16 protein-coding genes are annotated in these 19,497 nt (G+C 61.9%); 7 read left to right on the top strand and 9 right to left on the bottom strand.

The annotated features are described in order from the left end of the window. Nucleotides 1-2: 2 nt before the first annotated feature. Nucleotides 3-659 carry a riboflavin synthase gene (locus DP106_RS09725; RefSeq protein ID WP_120084978.1) on the bottom strand — a complete coding sequence of 219 codons (657 nt, stop codon included), beginning with the start codon at nucleotides 657-659 and terminating at the stop codon, nucleotides 3-5. An 83-nt stretch (nucleotides 660-742) separates the two neighbouring features. Here DP106_RS09725 and DP106_RS09730 point away from each other — a divergent pair, with 83 nt between their 5' ends. Both DP106_RS09730 and DP106_RS09735 read left to right on the top strand, forming a co-directional pair. Beyond that, nucleotides 743-1,000, top strand: coding sequence for a DUF7533 family protein (locus DP106_RS09730; protein ID WP_120084980.1), 258 nt, complete (start codon nucleotides 743-745; stop codon nucleotides 998-1,000). 354 nt (nucleotides 1,001-1,354) lie between these two features. Beyond that, nucleotides 1,355-1,645, top strand: a complete 291-nt coding sequence (locus tag DP106_RS09735) for a hypothetical protein (RefSeq protein ID WP_120084981.1) — start codon at nucleotides 1,355-1,357, stop codon at nucleotides 1,643-1,645. Between the two features lie 88 nt (nucleotides 1,646-1,733). Here DP106_RS09735 and DP106_RS09740 read toward each other — a convergent pair whose 3' ends face one another. The 6 genes from DP106_RS09740 to DP106_RS09765 all read right to left on the bottom strand — a co-directional run bounded on the left by DP106_RS09740 (nucleotide 1,734) and on the right by DP106_RS09765 (nucleotide 8,579). Beyond that, on the bottom strand, nucleotides 1,734-2,993 hold the full coding sequence (locus DP106_RS09740) for a M24 family metallopeptidase (RefSeq protein ID WP_120084982.1): 1,260 nt from the start codon (nucleotides 2,991-2,993) through the stop codon (nucleotides 1,734-1,736). After that, on the bottom strand, nucleotides 2,990-4,858 hold the full coding sequence (locus DP106_RS09745; protein ID WP_120084984.1) for a UvrD-helicase domain-containing protein: 1,869 nt from the start codon (nucleotides 4,856-4,858) through the stop codon (nucleotides 2,990-2,992). The genes DP106_RS09740 and DP106_RS09745 overlap by 4 nt, the downstream gene beginning before the upstream one ends. Nucleotides 4,859-4,931: 73 nt before the next feature. Then, on the bottom strand, nucleotides 4,932-5,114 hold the full coding sequence (locus tag DP106_RS09750) for an HVO_0416 family zinc finger protein (RefSeq protein ID WP_120085009.1): 183 nt from the start codon (nucleotides 5,112-5,114) through the stop codon (nucleotides 4,932-4,934). Between the two features lie 91 nt (nucleotides 5,115-5,205). Further along, nucleotides 5,206-6,723 carry a carboxypeptidase M32 gene (locus tag DP106_RS09755; protein ID WP_120084985.1) on the bottom strand — a complete coding sequence of 506 codons (1,518 nt, stop codon included), beginning with the start codon at nucleotides 6,721-6,723 and terminating at the stop codon, nucleotides 5,206-5,208. A 50-nt stretch (nucleotides 6,724-6,773) separates the two neighbouring features. After that, nucleotides 6,774-7,868 (bottom strand): M20 family metallopeptidase, encoded by a 1,095-nt coding sequence (locus DP106_RS09760; RefSeq protein ID WP_120084986.1) that lies wholly within the window; start codon nucleotides 7,866-7,868, stop codon nucleotides 6,774-6,776. Between the two features lie 120 nt (nucleotides 7,869-7,988). After that, on the bottom strand, nucleotides 7,989-8,579 hold the full coding sequence (locus DP106_RS09765) for an archaellin/type IV pilin N-terminal domain-containing protein (protein ID WP_120084988.1): 591 nt from the start codon (nucleotides 8,577-8,579) through the stop codon (nucleotides 7,989-7,991). A 342-nt stretch (nucleotides 8,580-8,921) separates the two neighbouring features. Between DP106_RS09765 and DP106_RS09775 the strand changes: the two genes are divergently transcribed. The 3 genes from DP106_RS09775 to DP106_RS09785 all read left to right on the top strand — a co-directional run bounded on the left by DP106_RS09775 (nucleotide 8,922) and on the right by DP106_RS09785 (nucleotide 13,247). Further along, nucleotides 8,922-10,772, top strand: a complete 1,851-nt coding sequence (locus tag DP106_RS09775) for a PINc/VapC family ATPase (RefSeq protein ID WP_120084990.1) — start codon at nucleotides 8,922-8,924, stop codon at nucleotides 10,770-10,772. A 152-nt stretch (nucleotides 10,773-10,924) separates the two neighbouring features. Further along, complete coding sequence (gene citZ / locus DP106_RS09780; RefSeq protein ID WP_120084991.1) at nucleotides 10,925-12,061, top strand: citrate synthase; 1,137 nt, start codon at nucleotides 10,925-10,927, stop codon at nucleotides 12,059-12,061. Nucleotides 12,062-12,080: 19 nt separating this feature from the next. Continuing rightward, complete coding sequence (locus DP106_RS09785) at nucleotides 12,081-13,247, top strand: glycoside hydrolase family 27 protein (RefSeq protein ID WP_120084993.1); 1,167 nt, start codon at nucleotides 12,081-12,083, stop codon at nucleotides 13,245-13,247. 27 nt (nucleotides 13,248-13,274) lie between these two features. On the opposite strand, the gene DP106_RS09790 is transcribed toward DP106_RS09785, so the two are convergent. Next, nucleotides 13,275-13,505 carry a hypothetical protein gene (locus DP106_RS09790; protein WP_120084994.1) on the bottom strand — a complete coding sequence of 77 codons (231 nt, stop codon included), beginning with the start codon at nucleotides 13,503-13,505 and terminating at the stop codon, nucleotides 13,275-13,277. Nucleotides 13,506-13,729: 224 nt separating this feature from the next. Next, complete coding sequence (locus DP106_RS09795) at nucleotides 13,730-15,763, bottom strand: glycoside hydrolase family 15 protein (protein WP_120084996.1); 2,034 nt, start codon at nucleotides 15,761-15,763, stop codon at nucleotides 13,730-13,732. Nucleotides 15,764-15,867: 104 nt separating this feature from the next. On the opposite strand from DP106_RS09795, the gene DP106_RS09800 reads away from it, so the two are divergent. Continuing rightward, on the top strand, nucleotides 15,868-18,090 hold the full coding sequence (locus DP106_RS09800; RefSeq protein ID WP_120084997.1) for an alpha-amylase family glycosyl hydrolase: 2,223 nt from the start codon (nucleotides 15,868-15,870) through the stop codon (nucleotides 18,088-18,090). Between the two features lie 71 nt (nucleotides 18,091-18,161). After that, nucleotides 18,162-19,205, top strand: a complete 1,044-nt coding sequence (locus tag DP106_RS09805) for a TrmB family transcriptional regulator (RefSeq protein WP_120084998.1) — start codon at nucleotides 18,162-18,164, stop codon at nucleotides 19,203-19,205. Nucleotides 19,206-19,497 lie beyond the last annotated feature (292 nt).

The raw sequence follows: 19,497 nt of genomic DNA on the forward strand, positions 1-19,497 counted from the left end.
AGCTACTGGTACCCCTCTAGCATCCCTTCGGCGTATTTGGCGATCACGTCAACCTCAACGTGAACCGGATCGCCGACAGCTTTGGCCTGCAGTGTTGTGAGCTCGTATGTCGTTGGAATGATCGCCGCCTCAAACGTCCCGGCATCGTGGTCGATCTCGGCGACGGTGAGCGAGATCCCATCGAGACAGATCGAGCCCTTATCAACGATATACTGGTCGTAGTCATCGGGAAGCATAAACGTGAATCGCCAGTCGTCGCCGACCTGTTCGATCGCCTCGATCGTGGTGACGGTGTCGACGTGGCCTTGAACGACATGGCCATCAAACCGCCCGTCGGCGGCGAGGGCGCGCTCGATGTTGACGGGGTCGCCGGCGCTGACCTCGCCGAGATACGTCTTGGCGACCGTTTCGGCCGCAAGAAAAACCTCAAACCACTGCTCGTCGGCGGTCGCGCCGTCGCCGTTGCTGTCGACGTCGTTACCACCGTCGCTGTTAACATCGCCGTAGGCCTCGACTGTGAGGCAGACACCGCTGACACTAATCGACTGTCCGTGTGCAAGATCGGCAAGCCCCGAGGCGCGGATTCGGAGGCGACGGCCGTCAGCGTTCGCGTCGACAGCGACGACCTCGCCGGCGGTTTCGACGATTCCGGTGAACATACCAGAGGGAGGCGATCCGGACGGATAGCGGTTGTGTCCGCCAGTCGGCGTGTTTTTATTGCTGCCAGCGGTACCGGAGGCAAATGCAACTCGGGATCCTTGATCTACTTGGGCTTGCGACCACGCTGGTCTTCGCTATCCCGGTCGCCAACTTCGGCGTCACGAAGCTCTTAGCCGGCGAGGCGGTCGTCGGGGCCGCGTTACTCGGCGTCGGCGTGGCGATGGTCATCCTCCCACACTACGTTCTCGACCCGAAACGGGTTCTCGTAGGGCTCCTGCGCGGGCTCCTCCCCGCCCGGCTGCGTGGAACCGCGGGGACTGACGACCAACCGGAACGGTAGTTGATCCGCTCTTGGCGACGCTGGTGAAACAGTCATCTGAAGGGTGATATGGGACTGTTCGGAGTGCTAACTATAGAGGTTAATTTTGTAACATATATCCTGGCAGAAATAATATATGTGTGTTTCACTATGCTTAGCAAGAGCCTGGTTTTTGACAAGAACAAATTGTCTACAGCTTAACATTGGGTATGAAGTGTCTCACAGTGTTATTACGGACACACATGACCGAGAGTAATAAACATGACCACCAGATACTTTGAAGCTGACTTTGCGACCGTTGAATACGATGATGAGACCAATATCGTTATCTCAAAGATGACCGGTTACCCTGGAGAAACTTAATTTCGGAAGTATATGGATAGCATTATTACTGCAGTTGATGAGACTGGCTGTCAAAATGTGTTGGCCGATACACGGGATCACCCACCGTTGCCGAAATCCGACATCCGTTGGAGCGCCGAAAGTTGGGGCCCAAAGGCCGAGGTCGCTGGGGTTGACAAAATCGCGGCCTTGGCTACTCAGCATGTGGTCACGAAAATGACACTTGATAGCGTCACAGAACAATCAACGGCTGATGATATTGAGCGTCAGTATTTTCTGAAGTTTCATGAAGCTGTGCAGTGGCTCACCGATGAGCCACCGTAGTCTGCTGTATACGCGCCGTCCATTTTGTACTGCCCATCCTGATAGAAACCCGATAAACCGTTTCCTATCTTCAACAGGAGCCAGCTGATTAGTCCTCGTCTGTAGTCGGCGTCAGTGAAATCGGGGCGTCGATGAGTCGCTCCCCGCCGTCGGCTGTCACATCGATCAGGGAGCCGAGACGGATCTTCCCGTACTCGGGGTCGACAACGCCCGTTTCGACAGCAAGAACCGACCCTGCCTGCAGAGTGCCGTCGTCGGCAGGACTCGGCGCTTCGGCCGGCGTGAGGCCGACACCGTGGACGGTGGCCCATCCGCCGGCGTCATCGGTGGTGTCAGCGTCGCCAGCGTCATCGTTTGAGCGTGAACGCGGCGGAAAGCCGTAGGCTGTCAGCTCCGCAGTCGCTTCGGCGGCGACCGTCTCAACGGTGTCGCCGGGCTCGCAGTGGTGGCGCACAGCAGTCTGGGCGGCCTTCGCGGCGACGAAGGCGCGGCGATCCCAGCCACCGTCGCTGTCGACGACGACGGTACGGGTGAGATGGCCGTGATAGCCGTGTGGCCCCCGGGGAGCGAGGTGGACAACGATCCCGTCGCTGGCCGGCAACGACTCAGTCAGATCGGTGTCGGCGGCGCGAACCCGAACCGTTTCCGGGGTGACGCCACCGCCGGCGAGGGCAGCAGCGACCTTGCGTTCGATCTGTTTGGCCGAAAGCGGGTCGCCATCGAGATGGAGGACACCGTCAGTCGCTCTGCTCCCAGCGAGTAGTTCGTGTACTCGCCGCAACCCGTTGGCGGCACCGCGTTGGACAGCTGTGAGACAGTCGCGTTCGGCCGGAGTTTTGCTGGCGCGAGCGTCAGTGAGTGCCGTCGTCGAGGAGAGCCGATAACCGGCCTGCTGGAGGCGAACCGCGGTGTCGTGGGGGAGCTGCCCCGGCACTCGGAGTGTCCCGACACCCGGAGTGTCGAGATGATCGGCAAGCACCGACACAACGTGGCTACCCGGTGGGGTCTGTGGCTCTCGCGTCGCAATCGCGCGGCTGCGGACGGTCGCTGTCGTGTCGGCTGATTCAAGAGTAACAAAATCGTCAACAGCGGGGGTGCGGTCGGCCGTCGAGACGCAGTAGATCGCGTGCAGGTCGCCACCGCCGGTTGGAATACAGACGACAGCAGCCGCCTGGTGTGGCGGTGGCGTTCGGGTTAGATAGCGACGCGCAGGATCATCGCCGCGAGCGACATGGACAAAGCCGACAGCTTCTGGCTCGGCGAGTGGCTCACCAAGCGCGGCAATGCCGGCCTGCGGCGGCTCCGACACCGGCCACACCGCGGTGGAGCGGCCAGCCGGCGGGCTCACGGCTCGGGTTCAGGAGGTTCCGGCTCCGCCGCCTCAACAGCATCAAGCAGTTCTTGCGGGGGCTCATCGCGGATCTCGTTGTGCAACAGCACACTGATCGGAACCGTCGGCGCGCCGTCGATCAGATTTTCGAGCAAAACGAGCCGTTCCCGCGCCCGGCTCATCCCGACGTAGAACACCCGGCGCTCGTTGTCGGTCAACAGTGGCACGGGGTCGGTGTGTTTGGTGAACTTGTCGTCGTCGACGGTCGTCGGGTCGGCCGTTTCCTCGTGACCGGAGACGGTCGCGGCCATCTGCTCGACGACCTTCTCTGTGAGATCGGTGCCAACGAAGACGTGATCGGCTTCCCGGCCCTTCGCGGAGTGGATCGTGCCGACGCGAACCGTCGTCGGATCGAGACCGGCGTAGTCGCCGTTGAAGTAGGCGTCGACGGAGGTGCGCTGGAAGTTTGTAACCTTCCGCATCATGTCGCCGGCCGACTCAGGGTCGGGCATAAACGGCGCGAACTCCTCGACATCGTCGGGGGCAAGCGGGATCTCCGCGAGATCATCGAGCTCGGCGTCCTCTTCTTTGGCTTCGAGGAAGTCATAGAACTCCTCGCGGTCGTTGGAGCCAAACGTCGAATCCTGAAGCATATCGGCGAGTCGCCGCCCCTGCAACAGCGTGAGCTCCTCGCCGGCATCGAAGGCCTCGATGGCGCGAACGTAGTCAGTCAGCCGGTCGGTCCACAGTCGCTGGTCAGTAAGGGCTTTAAACGGGATCCCCTCATCAACAAACTCCTCGATGAACTGGAACAGTTGGTACCGCGCGCGGAACAACAGCATGACGCTGCCCTCCTCGGCGTCGACAGTGTAGCGGACGTTGCGAACGAGCTCGAGAATCGAGGCGTTTTCGACGGCCTCAACGGTTCCCCCCTCTTTTCGCGGTTTGAGATCCTTCTCCTGTCGTTTGTCGAGATGGCGGATCTCCTGATTGACGACGGTGAGAATGTTAGAGGGAAGCCGGTAGGAGTTCGGCAGAATCTCGTCTTCATCACGCTCGGCGTCAAGCAGGAGGTTCGGATCGGCACCCTGCCAAGCGTAGACAACTTGGTCGTCGTCGCCGGCGATCAACACCTGCTGCATGTGGGGTTTCCACTCCTCGAAAACCGCGTACTGCAGCGTGGTGATATCCTGGAACTCGTCGATAACGAGATAGTCAACGTTCGGGAGCAACGACCGCTGGGCGACGCGTTCGAGCATGTCGGCAAAGCCGACCAGCCCGTTGTCACCCTTGTAGTTCCGCCAGGCCCGGATCGCTTCAGGGATATCGATGCGGTCGTCGTCGGCTGTCCACGTCGGCGTGTACTTGTTGCCCTCCTGAGCGTTGGGGTCTTCATCCGGCGGGAGGCGAACTTCTTCGACGTTCCACTGGAAGGGGACATCGTACCAATCGGTGACCTCTCGGCGGGTGCGCTGGAGCCACTGACTGGTGGCGATGATCTTGTTGCCGATGGTTGTCGAGCGGGCGGTGCGGCGACCGCCGCTTTTGTACTCGTCCTCGTACTCGATGCCGTACTCCTCACAGAACGCCTCTTTGTCGTCTTCGCCGACGACATCACCGCGGGAGAGATCCAACAGCTCGTAGGCTTTCGCGTGCATCGTACAGACATTGCCTTTGAGCGCGCGCGGTGTGGTCTCGAGCCGCTCGGCGAGCCGTTCTCGTATCTCAGCGGCAGCCGCACGGGTGTAGGAGACGACGAGGATATCGCGTGGATCGGTGTCGTCGTCTTCGAGGATGGTTTCGACGCGGTCAAGAAGGGCGGTGGTTTTCCCGCTGCCGGGACCGCCGAACAAGCGGGTGAGTGTGCCGTCCGTGGTGCTCATTGTAGAACGCACATGTGACCCGGCGTGATAAACAACATGGCTTCACGCCCATCAACAGGGCAAAAAGAGTGAGTTATCCGCCGGGCTGCCAGCCACAGACAGAGCAGGCCGTCGCCGTCTGGTCGTTGAGGCCGCTACACTCCGGGCACTGCTTCTTGTTGTACGACTCGTCCCAGCCGGCCGGTTCCGTTTCGTGTCCGTTTGCTGAGAGAAACTCGTCGAACAACTCGTCGTCCGTGGACTGTGCTTTTGACATTGCGGTTCGTGGTAACGTGTACCACATATATAGTATTTGTGGCGTGCGGGACGAACTGGGTGATCGCCAACGACCAAAGCGGATAAACCGCTTAGAGATTGTACAGCGCGCTGTATTTGTCGGTCACATACTCGGTGAAGGCGTCGGCCCCCAACGGCTCGCCGGTCGCGTGTTCGACTAAGGCGTCGGTCTCGTATCGCCGACCGTGCTGGTGGATATTTGTCCGCAGCCACTCCCCAAGCGGCTCAAAGTCGCCATCGCGGATCGTCGCGTCGAGATCGTCGATCTCGCGGTCGGCGGCAGCGTGCAGTTGGGCAGCCAGCACGCTCCCCAGCGAGTACGTCGGGAAGTAGCCGAAGTTGCCGTGACTCCAGTGGATATCCTGGAGGCACCCAAGCGCGTCGGATGGCGGGGTGAGCCCGAGATACTCCTCGTAGAGTCGGTTCCAGCGATCCGGTACGTCGTCGACGGCGAGGTCGCCGTTGATGAGCTCGCGTTCGATGGTGAATCGGATGATGATATGCAGGTGGTAGGTGAGCTCGTCGGCCTCAACCCGAATGAGATTCTCGTCGTGTACCTGGTTGGCAGCCTCGTAGGCCTCGCGCGGCGACAGGTTACTCGTCTGTGGGAACGCCTCTTGCAGCTTCGGCAACAACAGCTCCCAAAACGCCGCCGAACGGCCGACATGGTTCTCCCAGAGCCGCGATTGGGACTCGTGAACCGACAGATCGCGGTGGTTTCCGAGTGGCGTGCCGAAGTCGTCGTCTGGCAGCCCAAGCGTGTAGGAGGCGTGGCCGAACTCGTGGATTGTCGAGGTGAGCGCGCCGAGTGGATCGTGCTCGTCGAACCGGGTGGTGATCCGGGCGTCAAACTGGTTGCCCGAGGTGAACGGATGCGTCGAGGTGTCGAGCCGGCCACGGTCGAAATCATAGCCAAGCAGTTCCAGCACCTCACGGGAGAACGACTCCTGGGTGTCGGTATCGAAGGTGCCCTCAAAAGCATCGGTCGCAAGGTCGGCGTCCGACGCACGGATTTCCTCGATCAGGGGTACCAGCGTCTCTCTGAGTTCATCAAGAATCGCAGTTGCCTTTTCGAGCGACAGACACGGCTCGTATTCCGCAAACAACACGGCATAGGGGTCGGCGTCGGGATCGATGTGCGCGGCGTACTGGCGTTTGAGCTCGACGAGGCGTTCGAGATGTGGAGCAAACTCCGCAAAGTCGTCGTGTTCGCGGGCGGACTCCCACGCGCCGAGGGCCTCGGTGGTCGCCGTCGAGACCTCCTCGATGAGATCACGCGGGACGCGGGCAGCCCGAACGTACTTTCGACGAACCTCACGGACGACAGCCTGCTGTTCGGGTGTGAGCGATGCGTCGTCAAGCGCCTCAAGCTGCTTGCCAACGTCGCCGTCGACCAACAGTTCGTGGCTGATCGACGACAGTGTCGACAGCTGTGTCGAGCGGGCGGGGGTTCCGCCCTCGGGCATTATCACCTGTTGATCCCACGAGAGCACCTCGGTCGCACTCTCGACGGCGTTGTACCGGGTGATCTCATCGAGCAGTTCCGTATACGCCGCTGGGGGCTCAGTCTGTGTTGCGTCAGTTGCCATACCGTCTGTTGCGGCTACGATCGTATCAACGCACTGCTGGGTGCGATTGACTACGGTGGCGTCTCGGCGACACGCCGATACAGCTCGTAACACCGCTCAAGGGCGTCGATCGAGACGCTCTCGGTTGCCGTATGTGCCTCACCGGGTTCGGCTGCCCCACAGACAACGCAGTCAGTGCCGGCGTTCGCCAGCCAGCCCGCGTCGGTCGCATGTGGTTTGACGACCTGCTGAGGTTCACCCGATTGCACGACGTCGGCCGCTGTGAGAACGCGATCGGCAAACGCCGGGTCGTCACAGGCCATCGGCGGGAGATCCTGGTCGACCGTCCATTCGATGCCCGCGATCGATTCGGCCGCGGCGAGGTCGGCGCGGTCGCCGGGCACGGTTCGCTCGTCGACCGTCACCGTACACTGGTCGGGGATCACGTTCCATGCCGAGCCGCCATCAATCTCGGTAACGGCGATGCTCCCGGAGAACTCGTTGCCGAGCACCGTCGTTTCGGGGACATCGAGTGACCGGACGATATCGACCGCATCGCAGGCGCGATAGACCGCGTTGTCGGCGTCGTCGGGCCGACTGGCGTGGCCCGCGGTGCCGCTGGCGGTGAGCGTACTTCCGCGGCGGCCCTTGTGGGCGACCGCAACATCGGTGACACCGGCCGCGGAGTAGCCGGTCGAGCCCTCGGTAACGATGGCGGTATCGGGCGCAAACCCCTCGTCTATTGCTGCCTGTGCACCGATCCCACCCTGTTCCTCGCCGGCAAAGCTCGCAAACACGAGCTCGGTTGCGGGCTCAGCGTCCCGAACGGCCAGCAGCGCGGCCGCCAGTGAGCCTTTCATATCGGCGGTGCCACGCCCGTAGAGTCGGCCATCACGACGCTCAATGCGGTACGCACCGTCGGCGTCGAGTTGGTCGTCAGCCGGTGGGACGACATCATGGTGGCCGACGAACGCGAGGGAAGTAGTCGGTGACGAGCCACCTGACTGGCGGCGGGCGATCACGTTGCCGGCGTCGTCACGGCGGACGGTCGCGGCTGTTTCGTCACGAAGCCAGTTGGCGATGAAATCGCCGGCAGCGGTCTCATCGGTGTGGCTTGGGATCTCGACGAGTGAGGTAGTAAGCGAGGCGATTGCCTCTCGAGTCATACCTCAACTGGTGTGGTGGCAGTAAAAGTTCCACTGTTGACGAGATAGTACGGTGAGACCACTGAATAAAAAACCGAACCGGACAGCCGGTTCGTTAACAGCAGCGAGATAGCAGTCGAGTTAGAGGATGTAGCTGGAGTCGCTTTCGATGTTCCGCGGTGTCTTCAGCTCCGTGAACGTCTGTCCGCCTGCAGGAGCTTGGATGATGAGTTTTATTCGCTCTGATTCTCTGAGCGGATCAACGCTGCTTGCGTTGGTGAGATTGATCTGTGAGATCAGTAGATCTTCCTGATCTTTGAGAACGGATCCATCGTCGCTTTCCATTCCTTGCTTCTGGAAGTGTGTGATTACGTTACTGTTCGTGTCGTTATTCCCTTCAATCACACCTGCCATCCCTCTCGGACTAGAAACCGTGTACGATGCTTGGCTGACATTAACTGGGTCAGAGCCAGATGCCAACCGAAGCGACGCATTGATCTCCGTTATTGCAGCGTCATCAGTAGAATCGTTAGAGTAACCAACGACCTCACCGATCTGGATGACATCACTGACCTCGGCGGTTGTTTCTTCACCCGTTTGCTGTGCTTGTGCCTGTAGGAGGCCGGCAGTGTTGATCAGAACGCCCGCGGCGATCGCGGCGACTAACACCATCGCGATGAACACGATGAGCGTTCCAATCCCCACCTGACCTCTGGATTCTGTGTCGAACATGGTAGTTTGCGCCTGCCCGGAACGGCCTGACGCTAATAGAGGTAACTGAGAGAATAGATATAAACATCGCGTTCAAATTATCATCTAAGATAATACAAGCAAAGTTACAGGACATAACCCGCTTTCATCTGCTGATTTTGATAGCTGCTGTAAATTATTAATGCTTTCTGTTTATGATTTATTTTAATGTATTTTTTCTGGTACTTCTGGCGATAACACAGTGTTGAAGCGGTGAGAACTGCCGCCTGAGACGAGAGGCCAACGGTGGGTGACCACCGGCCCAAGCGAAAGTCATCATCGCCACGCATCACGCTTATGCGTGCGCCCGGAGTATACATTGGTATGACTCTAGTGCCGGACACGAGCGCGGTCATTGACGGTCGTGTGTCCGAGCGAATCGACGACAGCGATGGGTTGACAGTGTTGATCCCGGAAGCCGTGGTTGGCGAACTCGAATCACAGGCCAACGCTGGCTACGATAGTGGCTGGAGCGGGCTCGAAGAGCTCCAACGGCTTGCTACCCTAGCTGATGAAGGAACGATAGAGCTTCGGTATGTTGGCCGGCGGGCCAGCGAGGGTGAACAGGCGGCCGCCAACGAAGGCGAGGTCGACGCGATCATCCGCGATGTGGCCGCCGACAACGACGCCACCCTGCTGTCCAGCGATATTGTCCAATCTGAGGTGGCGAAGGCCAAAGGCATCGACGTGGAGTATGTCGAACCGGAAATCGATACCGGCGGAGAGTTGCCGATCATCGAGTTCTTTGACGACGAGACGATGAGCGTCCATCTCAAAACCGGCACCCAGCCAAAGGCCAAACGCGGCGCGCTCGACGGCATGAGCTACACAACGATCGACGAGACGGTCAGCTCCGAAACCCAGATGGACGAGTGGGCCGACGAGATCGAGTCGCTCGCCCGCAGCAGCAGCGACGGGTTCGTTGAGCTTTCCGAACCCGGAATGACGATCATCCAGTATGAGGATTACCGGATCGCCGTCGCCCGCCCGCCGTTTGCGGATGGGATCGAGATTACAGCCGTCCGACCGATCGCCAAAACAACACTGGACGACTACGCCTTCGATGATCGCCTCCGCGAGCGACTGCTCGAGCAGGAACGCGGCGTCCTGATCTCCGGGTCGCCCGGTGCCGGGAAATCGACGTTCGCCCAAGCGGTCGCGGAGTTCCTCACCGACAACGACTACGCTGTCAAAACGATGGAAAAGCCGCGAGATCTACAGGTCGGCGACGACATCACCCAGTACACCGCCCTCAGCGGCGACATGGCGACGACAGCGGACTCGCTGCTGCTCGTCCGTCCCGACTACACCATCTACGACGAGGTTCGAAAGACGGGGGATTTCGACGTGTTCGCCGATATGCGGCTCGCGGGCGTCGGCATGGTCGGCGTTGTTCACGCCACCCGCGCGATCGACGCCCTCCAGCGGCTCGTCGGCCGGGTCGAACTTGGTATGATCCCGCAGGTCGTCGATACCGTCGTTTACATTGATGCTGGCGAAGTGCATACCGTCTACGACGTGACGACCGAGGTGAAGGTGCCAGAGGGCCTCACCGCTGAAGACCTCGCACGCCCGGTGATTCAGGTTGCTGACTTCGAGACGGGTACCCCGGCCTACGAGATCTACACGTTCAACCGGCAGGTGATCACCGTGCCGCTCGACGACGAGGCGGGCAACGACACCGGCGTCGACCGCATCGCCAAACAGGAGATCGAACGGGAGATCCGGTCGGTTGCCCGCGGTCACGTCAACGTCGAACTCACCGGCCAGAACAACGCCATCGTCTACGTTGAGGAAAGTGACATCTCCTATGTCATCGGGAAGGGCGGCGGCCGGATCAGCGATATCGAGGATCGCCTCGGCATCGATATCGATGTCCGCACCCACGAGGACAATCCCGACGCCGGGGGGGCCGCAACCAACGGCAGCGGTGGCGGCGTTGAGGCCGAACCGGCCGGCGAGATCGTCCAACCCGAGATCACCGCCCGGCACGTCGTCATCCGGATGGATGGCCACGTCGGCGAAACCGTTGAGGTGCGGGCCGACGACGAGTATCTGTTTACCGCGACGGTGTCCAGCGGTGGCGACATCCAGATCTCCCGGGGGTCGGCGATCGCCGAGGAACTGGAGGATGCCATCGATCGGAAACAACAGATCGCGGTGCTCCCAGCGTAAGGCCACCAGATGCTGCGGTGATCGCCTGCTGCCGGCTGTGGTACCGGGCTGAAATACCGCTGATCTTTGTCGGCAACGGCTGGGAGGATTACACTCGCGTAACCACCATGAAAACGATAACGCTTTTTTGAGGCTACTGAGAAGAGGAGTACATGTCTACCGAGCTGCAGCGGGGACTCGAAGGCGTGGTCGTCGCCGAATCCGATCTGAGCGATATCGACGGTGACGCCGGCGAGTTGATCTACCGCGGCTACGCCATCGAGGAGCTCGCCCGCGAGGCCAGCTACGAGGAGACGCTGTATCTGCTGTGGCACGACGAACTGCCGACCGAGACCGAACTCGCCGAGTTCAGCCGGCAGATGGCCGCTGCTCGCGAACTCGACGATGGCGTCCTCGATATCATCCGAGAACTCGCCACCAGTGGCGAAGAGCCGATGGCCGCGCTTCGGACGATCACCTCCGCGCTGTCAGCCGACGATCCCGACGCCGACGCCGAGTTCAACGACACCGAGGCCAACAACCGCAAGAGTCGCCGGATCACGGCGAAGATGCCGACGGCGCTGGCGGCCTACAACCGGCTCCGCAACGGCAACGAGCCGGTCGCCCCCCGAAGGGAGCTGAGCCACGCCGCAAACTTTCTTTATATGCTCAACAACGAGGAGCCAGACGACGTGCTCGCCGAAACGTTCGATATGGCGCTCGTTCTCCACGCCGATCACGGCCTCAACGCCTCGACGTTCGCCGCGATGGTGACCGCCTCAACGCTGGCCGACCTCCACAGCGCGGTCACCTCGGCGATCGGCACCTTGTCGGGCAGTTTGCATGGCGGTGCCAACGCCGACGTGATGCGCATGCTGCAGGCCATCGACGACGACGAACTCGATCCCGTCCCGTGGGTGAAAGACGCCATCGACCGCGGCGAGCGTATCGCCGGCTTCGGCCACCGTGTCTACAACGTCAAAGACCCCCGCGCGAAGATCCTCGGCGAGAAGAGCGAAGCCCTCGGCGAGGCCGCCGGCGACACGAAGTGGTACGAGATGTCGGTCGCCATCGAGGAGTATATCAACGAGTCAAAGGGGCTTGCGCCGAACGTGGACTTCTATTCGGCGACGACCTACTACCAGATGGGCATCCCGATCGATCTCTACACCCCCATCTTCGCGATCGCCCGCTCAGGCGGCTGGATCGCCCACGTCTTAGAGCAGTGGGAGGACAACCGCCTGATCCGGCCGCGAGCGCAGTACACCGGCGACCGCGACGCGGAGTTCGTCCCGCTTGACGAACGGTAGCTCGCTGACCGCTTTTTTGATGGTTCGAACCGACGGTCTCGCGACAACGCCACCGCTGGGTTGGAACTCTTGGAACCCGGTTAGCTGCGCGGTCACCGAGAGCGACATCCGCGACGCAGCCGACGCTCTCATCGACACCGGCCTGCGCGAGGCGGGCTACGAGTATGTCGTCGTCGACGACTGCTGGATGGCCGACGAACTCGACAACGAGGGCCGACTACTGCCGTCGGCGGATTTTCCAAACGGGATGGCCGCCCTCGCCGACTATGTCCACGACCGCGGGCTCAAATTCGGCCTCTACTCCTCGGCCGGCAGCCACACCTGTCAGGACTACCCCGCGAGCCTCGGGCACGAACGACTCCACGCCGAGCAGTTCGCCGAGTGGGGCGTCGACTACCTCAAGTACGACAACTGCGGCGATCATCGCGGTCGGGACGCCATCGACCGCTACGCCGCGATGGGCGACGCCCTCGCCAGTGTCGACCGAGATATCGTCTATAGCATCTGCGAGTGGGGCCAGAACCGCCCGTGGGAGTGGGGTCGCAACGTCGGCGGCCACCTGTGGCGGGCGACCGACGATCTGGTCGCCAAATGGCGAGCCGACCGCGACGAGTTCGGCCTCGGGATCGCTGACATACTCGACCGGATGGCCGCCATCGACGCCGCAGCGGCCCATGGCCCCGGCGGGTGGAACGATCCTGATATGCTGCAGATCGGCAACGGGCCTCAGTCGGGACAGTCCGAACACGAGGCCGTCGATGTACAGCGGCCGTTGACCGAAGCCGAGCGACGGACGCATTTCGCCTTCTGGTGTCTGCTTGCCGCGCCGCTGATGGTTGGGGCGGATCTCATGTCGCTGTCAGATTTCGACCGCGAGTTGCTGACCAACGAGCGGCTGCTCGCAATCGATCAGGATCCGCTCGGCATACAAGGGACACCGGATCGACGCGACGACGACGAAGTGTGGAGCAAGCGATTATACGACGGCGGCGCGGTCGCCTTCCACAACCGCGGCGACGCCGAGCGTGAGATTTCGACGCACGTCTCGGCGGTCGACGTGCTGGGCGGTGCCGACCGCTATCGTGTGTGTGACTGCTGGACTGGCAACGAGTGGGAAACAGGTGGCTCGCTTGCGATGACAGTCAAACCACGTGATACGGCTATCGTCCGCGTGACGCCAGGGTAGAAGCGGTTGCCGAATCCGGCCTACGACTCACTCCTCGTCGTCGAGCACGTCATCGGCGAACGCCCGAATCCGCTCGATATCCTCTGGTGCTCCCTCGACGGCGGCCGCGCTGTCGATCTGGGCGTTGACGACGGCGTTCTGCTGTGGGCCCCAGACTCCCGGTGGATTCTCCTGGATGTACTCGGCCCAGCGAACGACTGCCTCGAACCGTGGCTCGCGGGATGGCATATCGGTCTCAGAGGTCGGTGAGTCGGGCATATCCGTCCTCGGTGTTGACGTATCGGGAATCGATTACTCCTTGGCAAGCGTCTCGAAGAGTTCGTAATGTTCGTCGATGTAGGCGTTTGCGAACCGCACCGCACGCTCACGCTTGCGGTCAACGGCGTCGGCGTCGGGTTCAGCATCGGTCATCGTTAGCAAATATACCCCACTCACTGGCTTTAGTATTTAGTGGAAATCTGTCGAACCAGCCACCACTGAGATCAATCGTCGGCGACGACCTTGTGCGCCGCATACAGCATCCCGCGTTCGTCCATCAGCGACACCGTTGCCAGCCGCAGCGCGTGCGGCCAGCCCAGCGGCGTCGCGCTGTCGGGTTCGCCGGAATCGAAATACTGCTCGGGGAGATAGCTGGTGTCCTCACAGAGCACGCCGCCCGGTGTCACGAGTTCCAGCAGTTCACGCGCTCGTGAGGCGGCGTCGACCGCACGGTCATCGTCGTTGTCGGCCAGCAAAGCAGCCAGTTGCGCAGCGGCGTTGGCCCCCCAGCCGGTTGAGACCGTCCAGATCTTCTCGTGGCCCTGTTCGCCCTGTCGCCAGCCGTCGCCCTCGTAGCGGTACAGCCCAGCGATCTCGCTGTCGTCGGGGTCATGCCACAGGGCTTCGATCATGGTGTGGACGTGGGAGTCGAGTTTGTCCAGTCGGTCGTCGTCGACGGTGGCGACCGTATCGTAGGTCAGATGCGCACCGATCAACCCGAGTGTCGCCGAATCCGCACGGCGATCGAGCCCGCCACCGCCGTGTTCCCGAAGCGCGTAGAGCCCGCGGTCGGGCAACCAGAGGTCATCGATCGCGTGATAGATCCGGGTCGCTTGGTCGAGGGCGTGATCGGCCATCGGGAGGTCGGTCGCCGCCAGCGCGCTGTAGGCCTCCAAGAAGGTCGCGGTCGTATGGGTAAACCGCCCGATCGAATCCTCCCAGGCGTTCTGACAGACCATCGGGCGGCCGTCATCGAGTAACGTTTCATCGAGGCTGTCGACGGCATCGTCCAGGGTGTCGACGACGCGGGCCGCAAGATCGGGGTCGTCGATACCCGACTCGTAGTAGCTCGCCAGGAAGGCGATGACACTGCCGGTCTGGTCGGCTTGATAATCGACGCCGTCGCCGGCTTCAAGCCGCGCGTTGGCCCAGCCAGGGGCGAGCGCGCCGTTGTGGGGCCAGACGCGGTGCGGCCAGCTGCCGTCGGCACGTTGGGTCTCACAGTAGGCGCGCGCGCTGCGAGCGTGCCAGTCGTCCAAGCCGAGATCGAGATGTTTGTCCGAGTCCAGAACGAACAGCGAAATCTCGGCGTCGTCGCGGAACCACGTGTAGCCGTAGCCGCCGGAATGACGATAATAGGGGTCGAAATCCGGCCCGGCCATCCGGAGGCCCGTGGTGCCCGTCAGCAGCGAGAGCACACGCACGTCGGCCGACACCGACGCATCCAGCGGGAGGTCATCGGTGTCGTCGAGCGGAGCCGTCGCCGCGGCCGCCTCCTCGAAGGCTTCCCGATCGGTGTACTCGGTGCGGAACGTTTCCATCCGATCGAGGGCGTCATCGCGGTTGGTCGCTTCCCAGTCGGTCAACAGTGTGATCAGCGTCGTGCTGCCGTTGTCCAGCGGGAGCCAACAGACTAGGTCGCCGCTGAGACGATCCTCGGCGTAGCGGCCGTCGTGTGGTGGGCGGGGGTACTCGGTGGGCTCCTCGGAGATCAGATCGTCGAAGGAGGCGGGGATCTGCCCGCGGATGCCGGCGAAGCCGGTCGAACTACCGAGGAAATCGTGTTCGGTCTCGTGGTAGACTTCGATGACATCCTCGTGGTGGAGCTGTCCAAGACGGCTGTGGCGGCCATCGGGAGCCAGTGAGACGTAGGCGATGATCTCGGCGTGTTCGGCGACCGTCTCGAAGTGGGTCAGGTGGGCGTTGCCGATCGTCAGATCGAGTTCGGTCACCTCACCGATCGGCGTCTCGTGGACGGTTTTGACGAGGCCGGTGTCCTCAACGTAGGTCTGTGTTGAGGTGGCATCGTCGTCGAACCAAAACCGCTCGTCGCCGAGGCTAAGGCCAAACCGGGAGCGCTCTAGCCCGGTCAGCCCTGACAGCGGGTAGCCAAAGTCACGGATCACACCCTCGTCGATATGTATCAGCCGGCCGTCACCGTCCGAAAACCGCCCGGAGAGCGTCCGCCGCTCGCCGGGGAAGAGCGTGCTGTCACCTGACGACCGCTTGTAGTCGTCAAGTGCGTCACGGAGTTGCATGCACCTTGTTAGACGATTGCTCGTCTTAATTCTTGGTGTATTTGTTGTTCACACGTTTTTTGAAACGACAACAATCAAGACGATTCGGCCCCCTGAAACGTCACATGGACGATATCGGGCCACCACGATTTCCCGCTGTCGGTGAGACCGTCGAGTTGGCCCCTTGGAACCCCGAGCCCGCGGCTGACTACACGTGGCAACTGATCGACGCCCCAGCCGGGAGTCGGGTGACCGTCGGCGACGAGCCGGTCGCCACCGTCACACCAGACCAGCCTGGCACCTACCAGTTCGAACTCACGGGGCCAGACGGGGCATACAGCCAGCGCGTGCTGGCGTTTCCGCACGCCCGCAAAAAGATGGCGCTAACGCTGCCGTTTGCTGAGTTGCCGGTCGAGCCGGCGACAATCGATCGCGTCTCGGTCGTTGGCCCGTTCAACAACCACCGCGTCGGTGCCAATCGACCGCGACGCGCTGACGACCGCTTTCTGCTCGAAGTCGAGTTGCCACCCGGCACCCACCATTATGGGTTCTGTCTCGACGATGAGTTCGGACGACAGATCCATGATACGGTGACCGTCCCCGGGCCGGGGCGACCACGCTGTGCGCTGTCGGCGAGCGTCGACGACGAAAGCGAGCAGGTCGTTGTGACCGCCGAGCCGACAGCCGCCCCGGACAGTGAGTTTAGCGACGACGAACTGGAGGTGCGATTCGTCGTCGACGACCGCGATTCGATCCCGGATGCGGCGATCGAAACCGATAAGCGAACCTGTCGCGTTGCCGCCGACGCCGTCGACGACCGACTCCGGGTGCATGCGGTCGCCGTCGGCGAACGACACTCGATCGCTGACACGGTCGACGTGCGACGCACCAAGGGCGGCGAGTTCGAGGTTCGATCGCCCACCGAGCCACCGACGTGGGCCGAATCGCCGACGGTGTATGAGATCTTCGTGCGGTCGTTTGCCGGCGAAACGCCACAGACGACGTTCGCCGAGATCGAACGCCGGATCGAGTATGTGGAATCGCTTGGCGTCGACGTGCTGTGGCTGACGCCGATCCTCGCCAGCCCGACCGATCACGGCTACCACATCACCGACTACTTCAGCACGGCGGCGGATCTGGGTGATCGCGCCGACTTTGAGTCACTGGTCGATCGCTGCCACGAGGCCGGGATTCGGGTCGTGTTTGATCTCGTCATCAATCACACCTCCCGCGACCACCCGGCGTTTCAACTGCACTCGGCCGGCGTCGACGACTACGACGACCACTACGCCCGGGTGCCGCGGGCCGACGACAGCACCGACATCGCGTGGGCCGGCGACGGGAGCCCGGAATTTTACTTCAACTGGTCGCGCATTCCAAATCTCAACTATGAGTCGCTGGCGGTTCGAGAGTGGATGCTCGATGTCGTCGACGAGTGGGCCGACCTTGTCGATGGGTTTCGGTGTGACATCGCCTGGGGCGTCCCGCATGGCTTCTGGAAGGAGGTCGCCGAGCGGGTTCCAGCCGACTTCCTCATGCTCGATGAGACGATCCCCCACGATCCACAGGCCCACGAAGCCGAGTTTACCATGCATTACGACAGCACCCTCCACGAAACACTGCGGGCGATCGGCAACGACGAGGAGCCAGCCAGAGCGATCTTTGAGGCCCTTGAGACGGTGCGCTGGCAGGGATTCCCCAACTCGTCAGTCCACCTCCGGTATGTCGAAAACCACGACGAAAGCCGGTATCTCGGCGAATGCGGCGAGGCAGCCCTGCGAGCGGCGGCGGCGACGATATTCACCCTTCCGGGCGCGCCCCTGCTCTACTACGGCCAAGAGCGCGGGATGACCGCCGACCGCGGCCCGATGAAATGGCACGACGGCGATAGCGAGCTGACCGAGTTTCATCGATCGCTGTCGCGGCTGCGAGACGAGTATCCGGTATTGAACGACGGGCGGGTCGACCCCATCTCAGTTGGCGTCGTCACCACAACTGATTCGATGACGACGGAGCTGACCCCGGATGTAGACAACAACACGGGCAGTGACGACGCTGACAGCGACACGGCGACAGACACTGCCGATGACAGCGATGACAACACTCTACAGATCAGCAACGAGCCACAGCACGTCGTCGCCTACGCCCGCGACAACAGCGACCAGCGGCTGCTCGTCGTCGTCAACTTTGGTGAGATCCCAGCGACGGTCAGTCTGCCGACCGCCGTCGGCGACACTGATCTTCGAACCGGGACGCCACTGCGGAAGCGGCATGATCCGCGTGACGAGGGAGCCGGAAACTATGTCGTCGTTGACGACGTGGTCGTCTGTCGGCCGGTAACAACATGAGCGGCTGGCGATCTGATTCGACGACCACACCAGCCACTGACTGTTAAGTAGGAGCCGCCGCCACTACCGGCATGGACGACGCCACCCTTCGGGCGCATCTCCGCCGGTTCGGCTTCTCCGAAAAGGAGGTCGACACCTACCTCACGCTGTTGGCCCACGGCGAGGCGAAGGCGAGTACGATCGCCGATGTCGCCGGCGTCTCCAAACGCTACGTCTACAGCGTCAGCGAAACCCTTGCGGATCGCGGCTTCGTCGAAGTCAACGATCACGTTGTCCCGACGCGCATTCGCGCGCGCCCACCCGAAACGGTCGTCAACCAGCTGGTTACCGATGCTGAGGCCATCAAGCCCGCCCTCGAAGCGCGTTACACGCGAGCCGAACCCGCAAGCGACCAGTTCGAGGTTGTCAAAAGCCGGGAAACCGTGCTCAAACGGATTCAGGGGCTCATCGCCGACTGCGAGTCGGAACTCACCCTGTCGATTCCGATCGGGCGGCTCTCGGATGTCGCCGACGAACTCAGAGCCGCCGTCGACCGCGGCGTGTTGGTGACGCTGTTGATCACCGAGACTGACGAGCCACCCGACGACTGCTGTGGGGTGGCGAGTATTACCCGAATTTGGGGGGAGCCGATGCCGGCGATGGTGACCGCCGACGACCGCGTCGGGTTGGTCGCCCCCGCGGAGATGCTGACCTCGACCCACAGCGACACGCAGGCGATCGTTTTCTCCCATCCGCAACTCGGCCCGGTGATCGTCGGCTCTTTTTTCGGCAACTACTGGCCGGTCGGCACCGAGGTCGCTGTCACCGAGCCGACCAGCCTGCCACTGACAGAGACAAACTTCCGAATCGCCGTCGTCGAGGCGACACTCTGGTGTCGCACCGAAACGCCGCTGGCCGCCCGGATCGAAGGCCGGTGGACAGAGACAAACGAGCCGGTTGATATCGAGTGCCGGATCGTCGGCGTGACACAAGGTCTCATCGAGCCGACCAACAGCCAGTTCCCGATCGAGGCGAGTCTGACCATCGACACCGACGGCGAGACGCACACGGTCGGCGGCGAGGGTGCGTTTATCGAGGATATCGAAGCCGAGCGTGTGACCCTCAACAAAGCGTGAGTTGCCTCGGCTACTCGGCTACGGCAACCGAACCGAAAACAGCTCATCGGGACACATCCACAGCAGTTTCGGCGTCGTCGGTTTGTTGGCGCACTCGCGATCATACGCAGCTACCACTATTTCGGCATTCTACACGATGGCTCAGCGGTCTATTCGTCCATACTGGAGGGTGGATTCACGCTGCCCGGAGCCATTGAGTCACTTCCAGCAGAACGCCGGCAGGTAGCGAGTGGATTGTCAGTCGATCACATTGAGAAGTTCACTGTCTCCGATAGTGGAGGCTAAATCGGTA

Source organism: Halonotius pteroides (assembly GCF_003605635.1).
Lineage (GTDB): Archaea > Halobacteriota > Halobacteria > Halobacteriales > Haloferacaceae > Halonotius > Halonotius pteroides.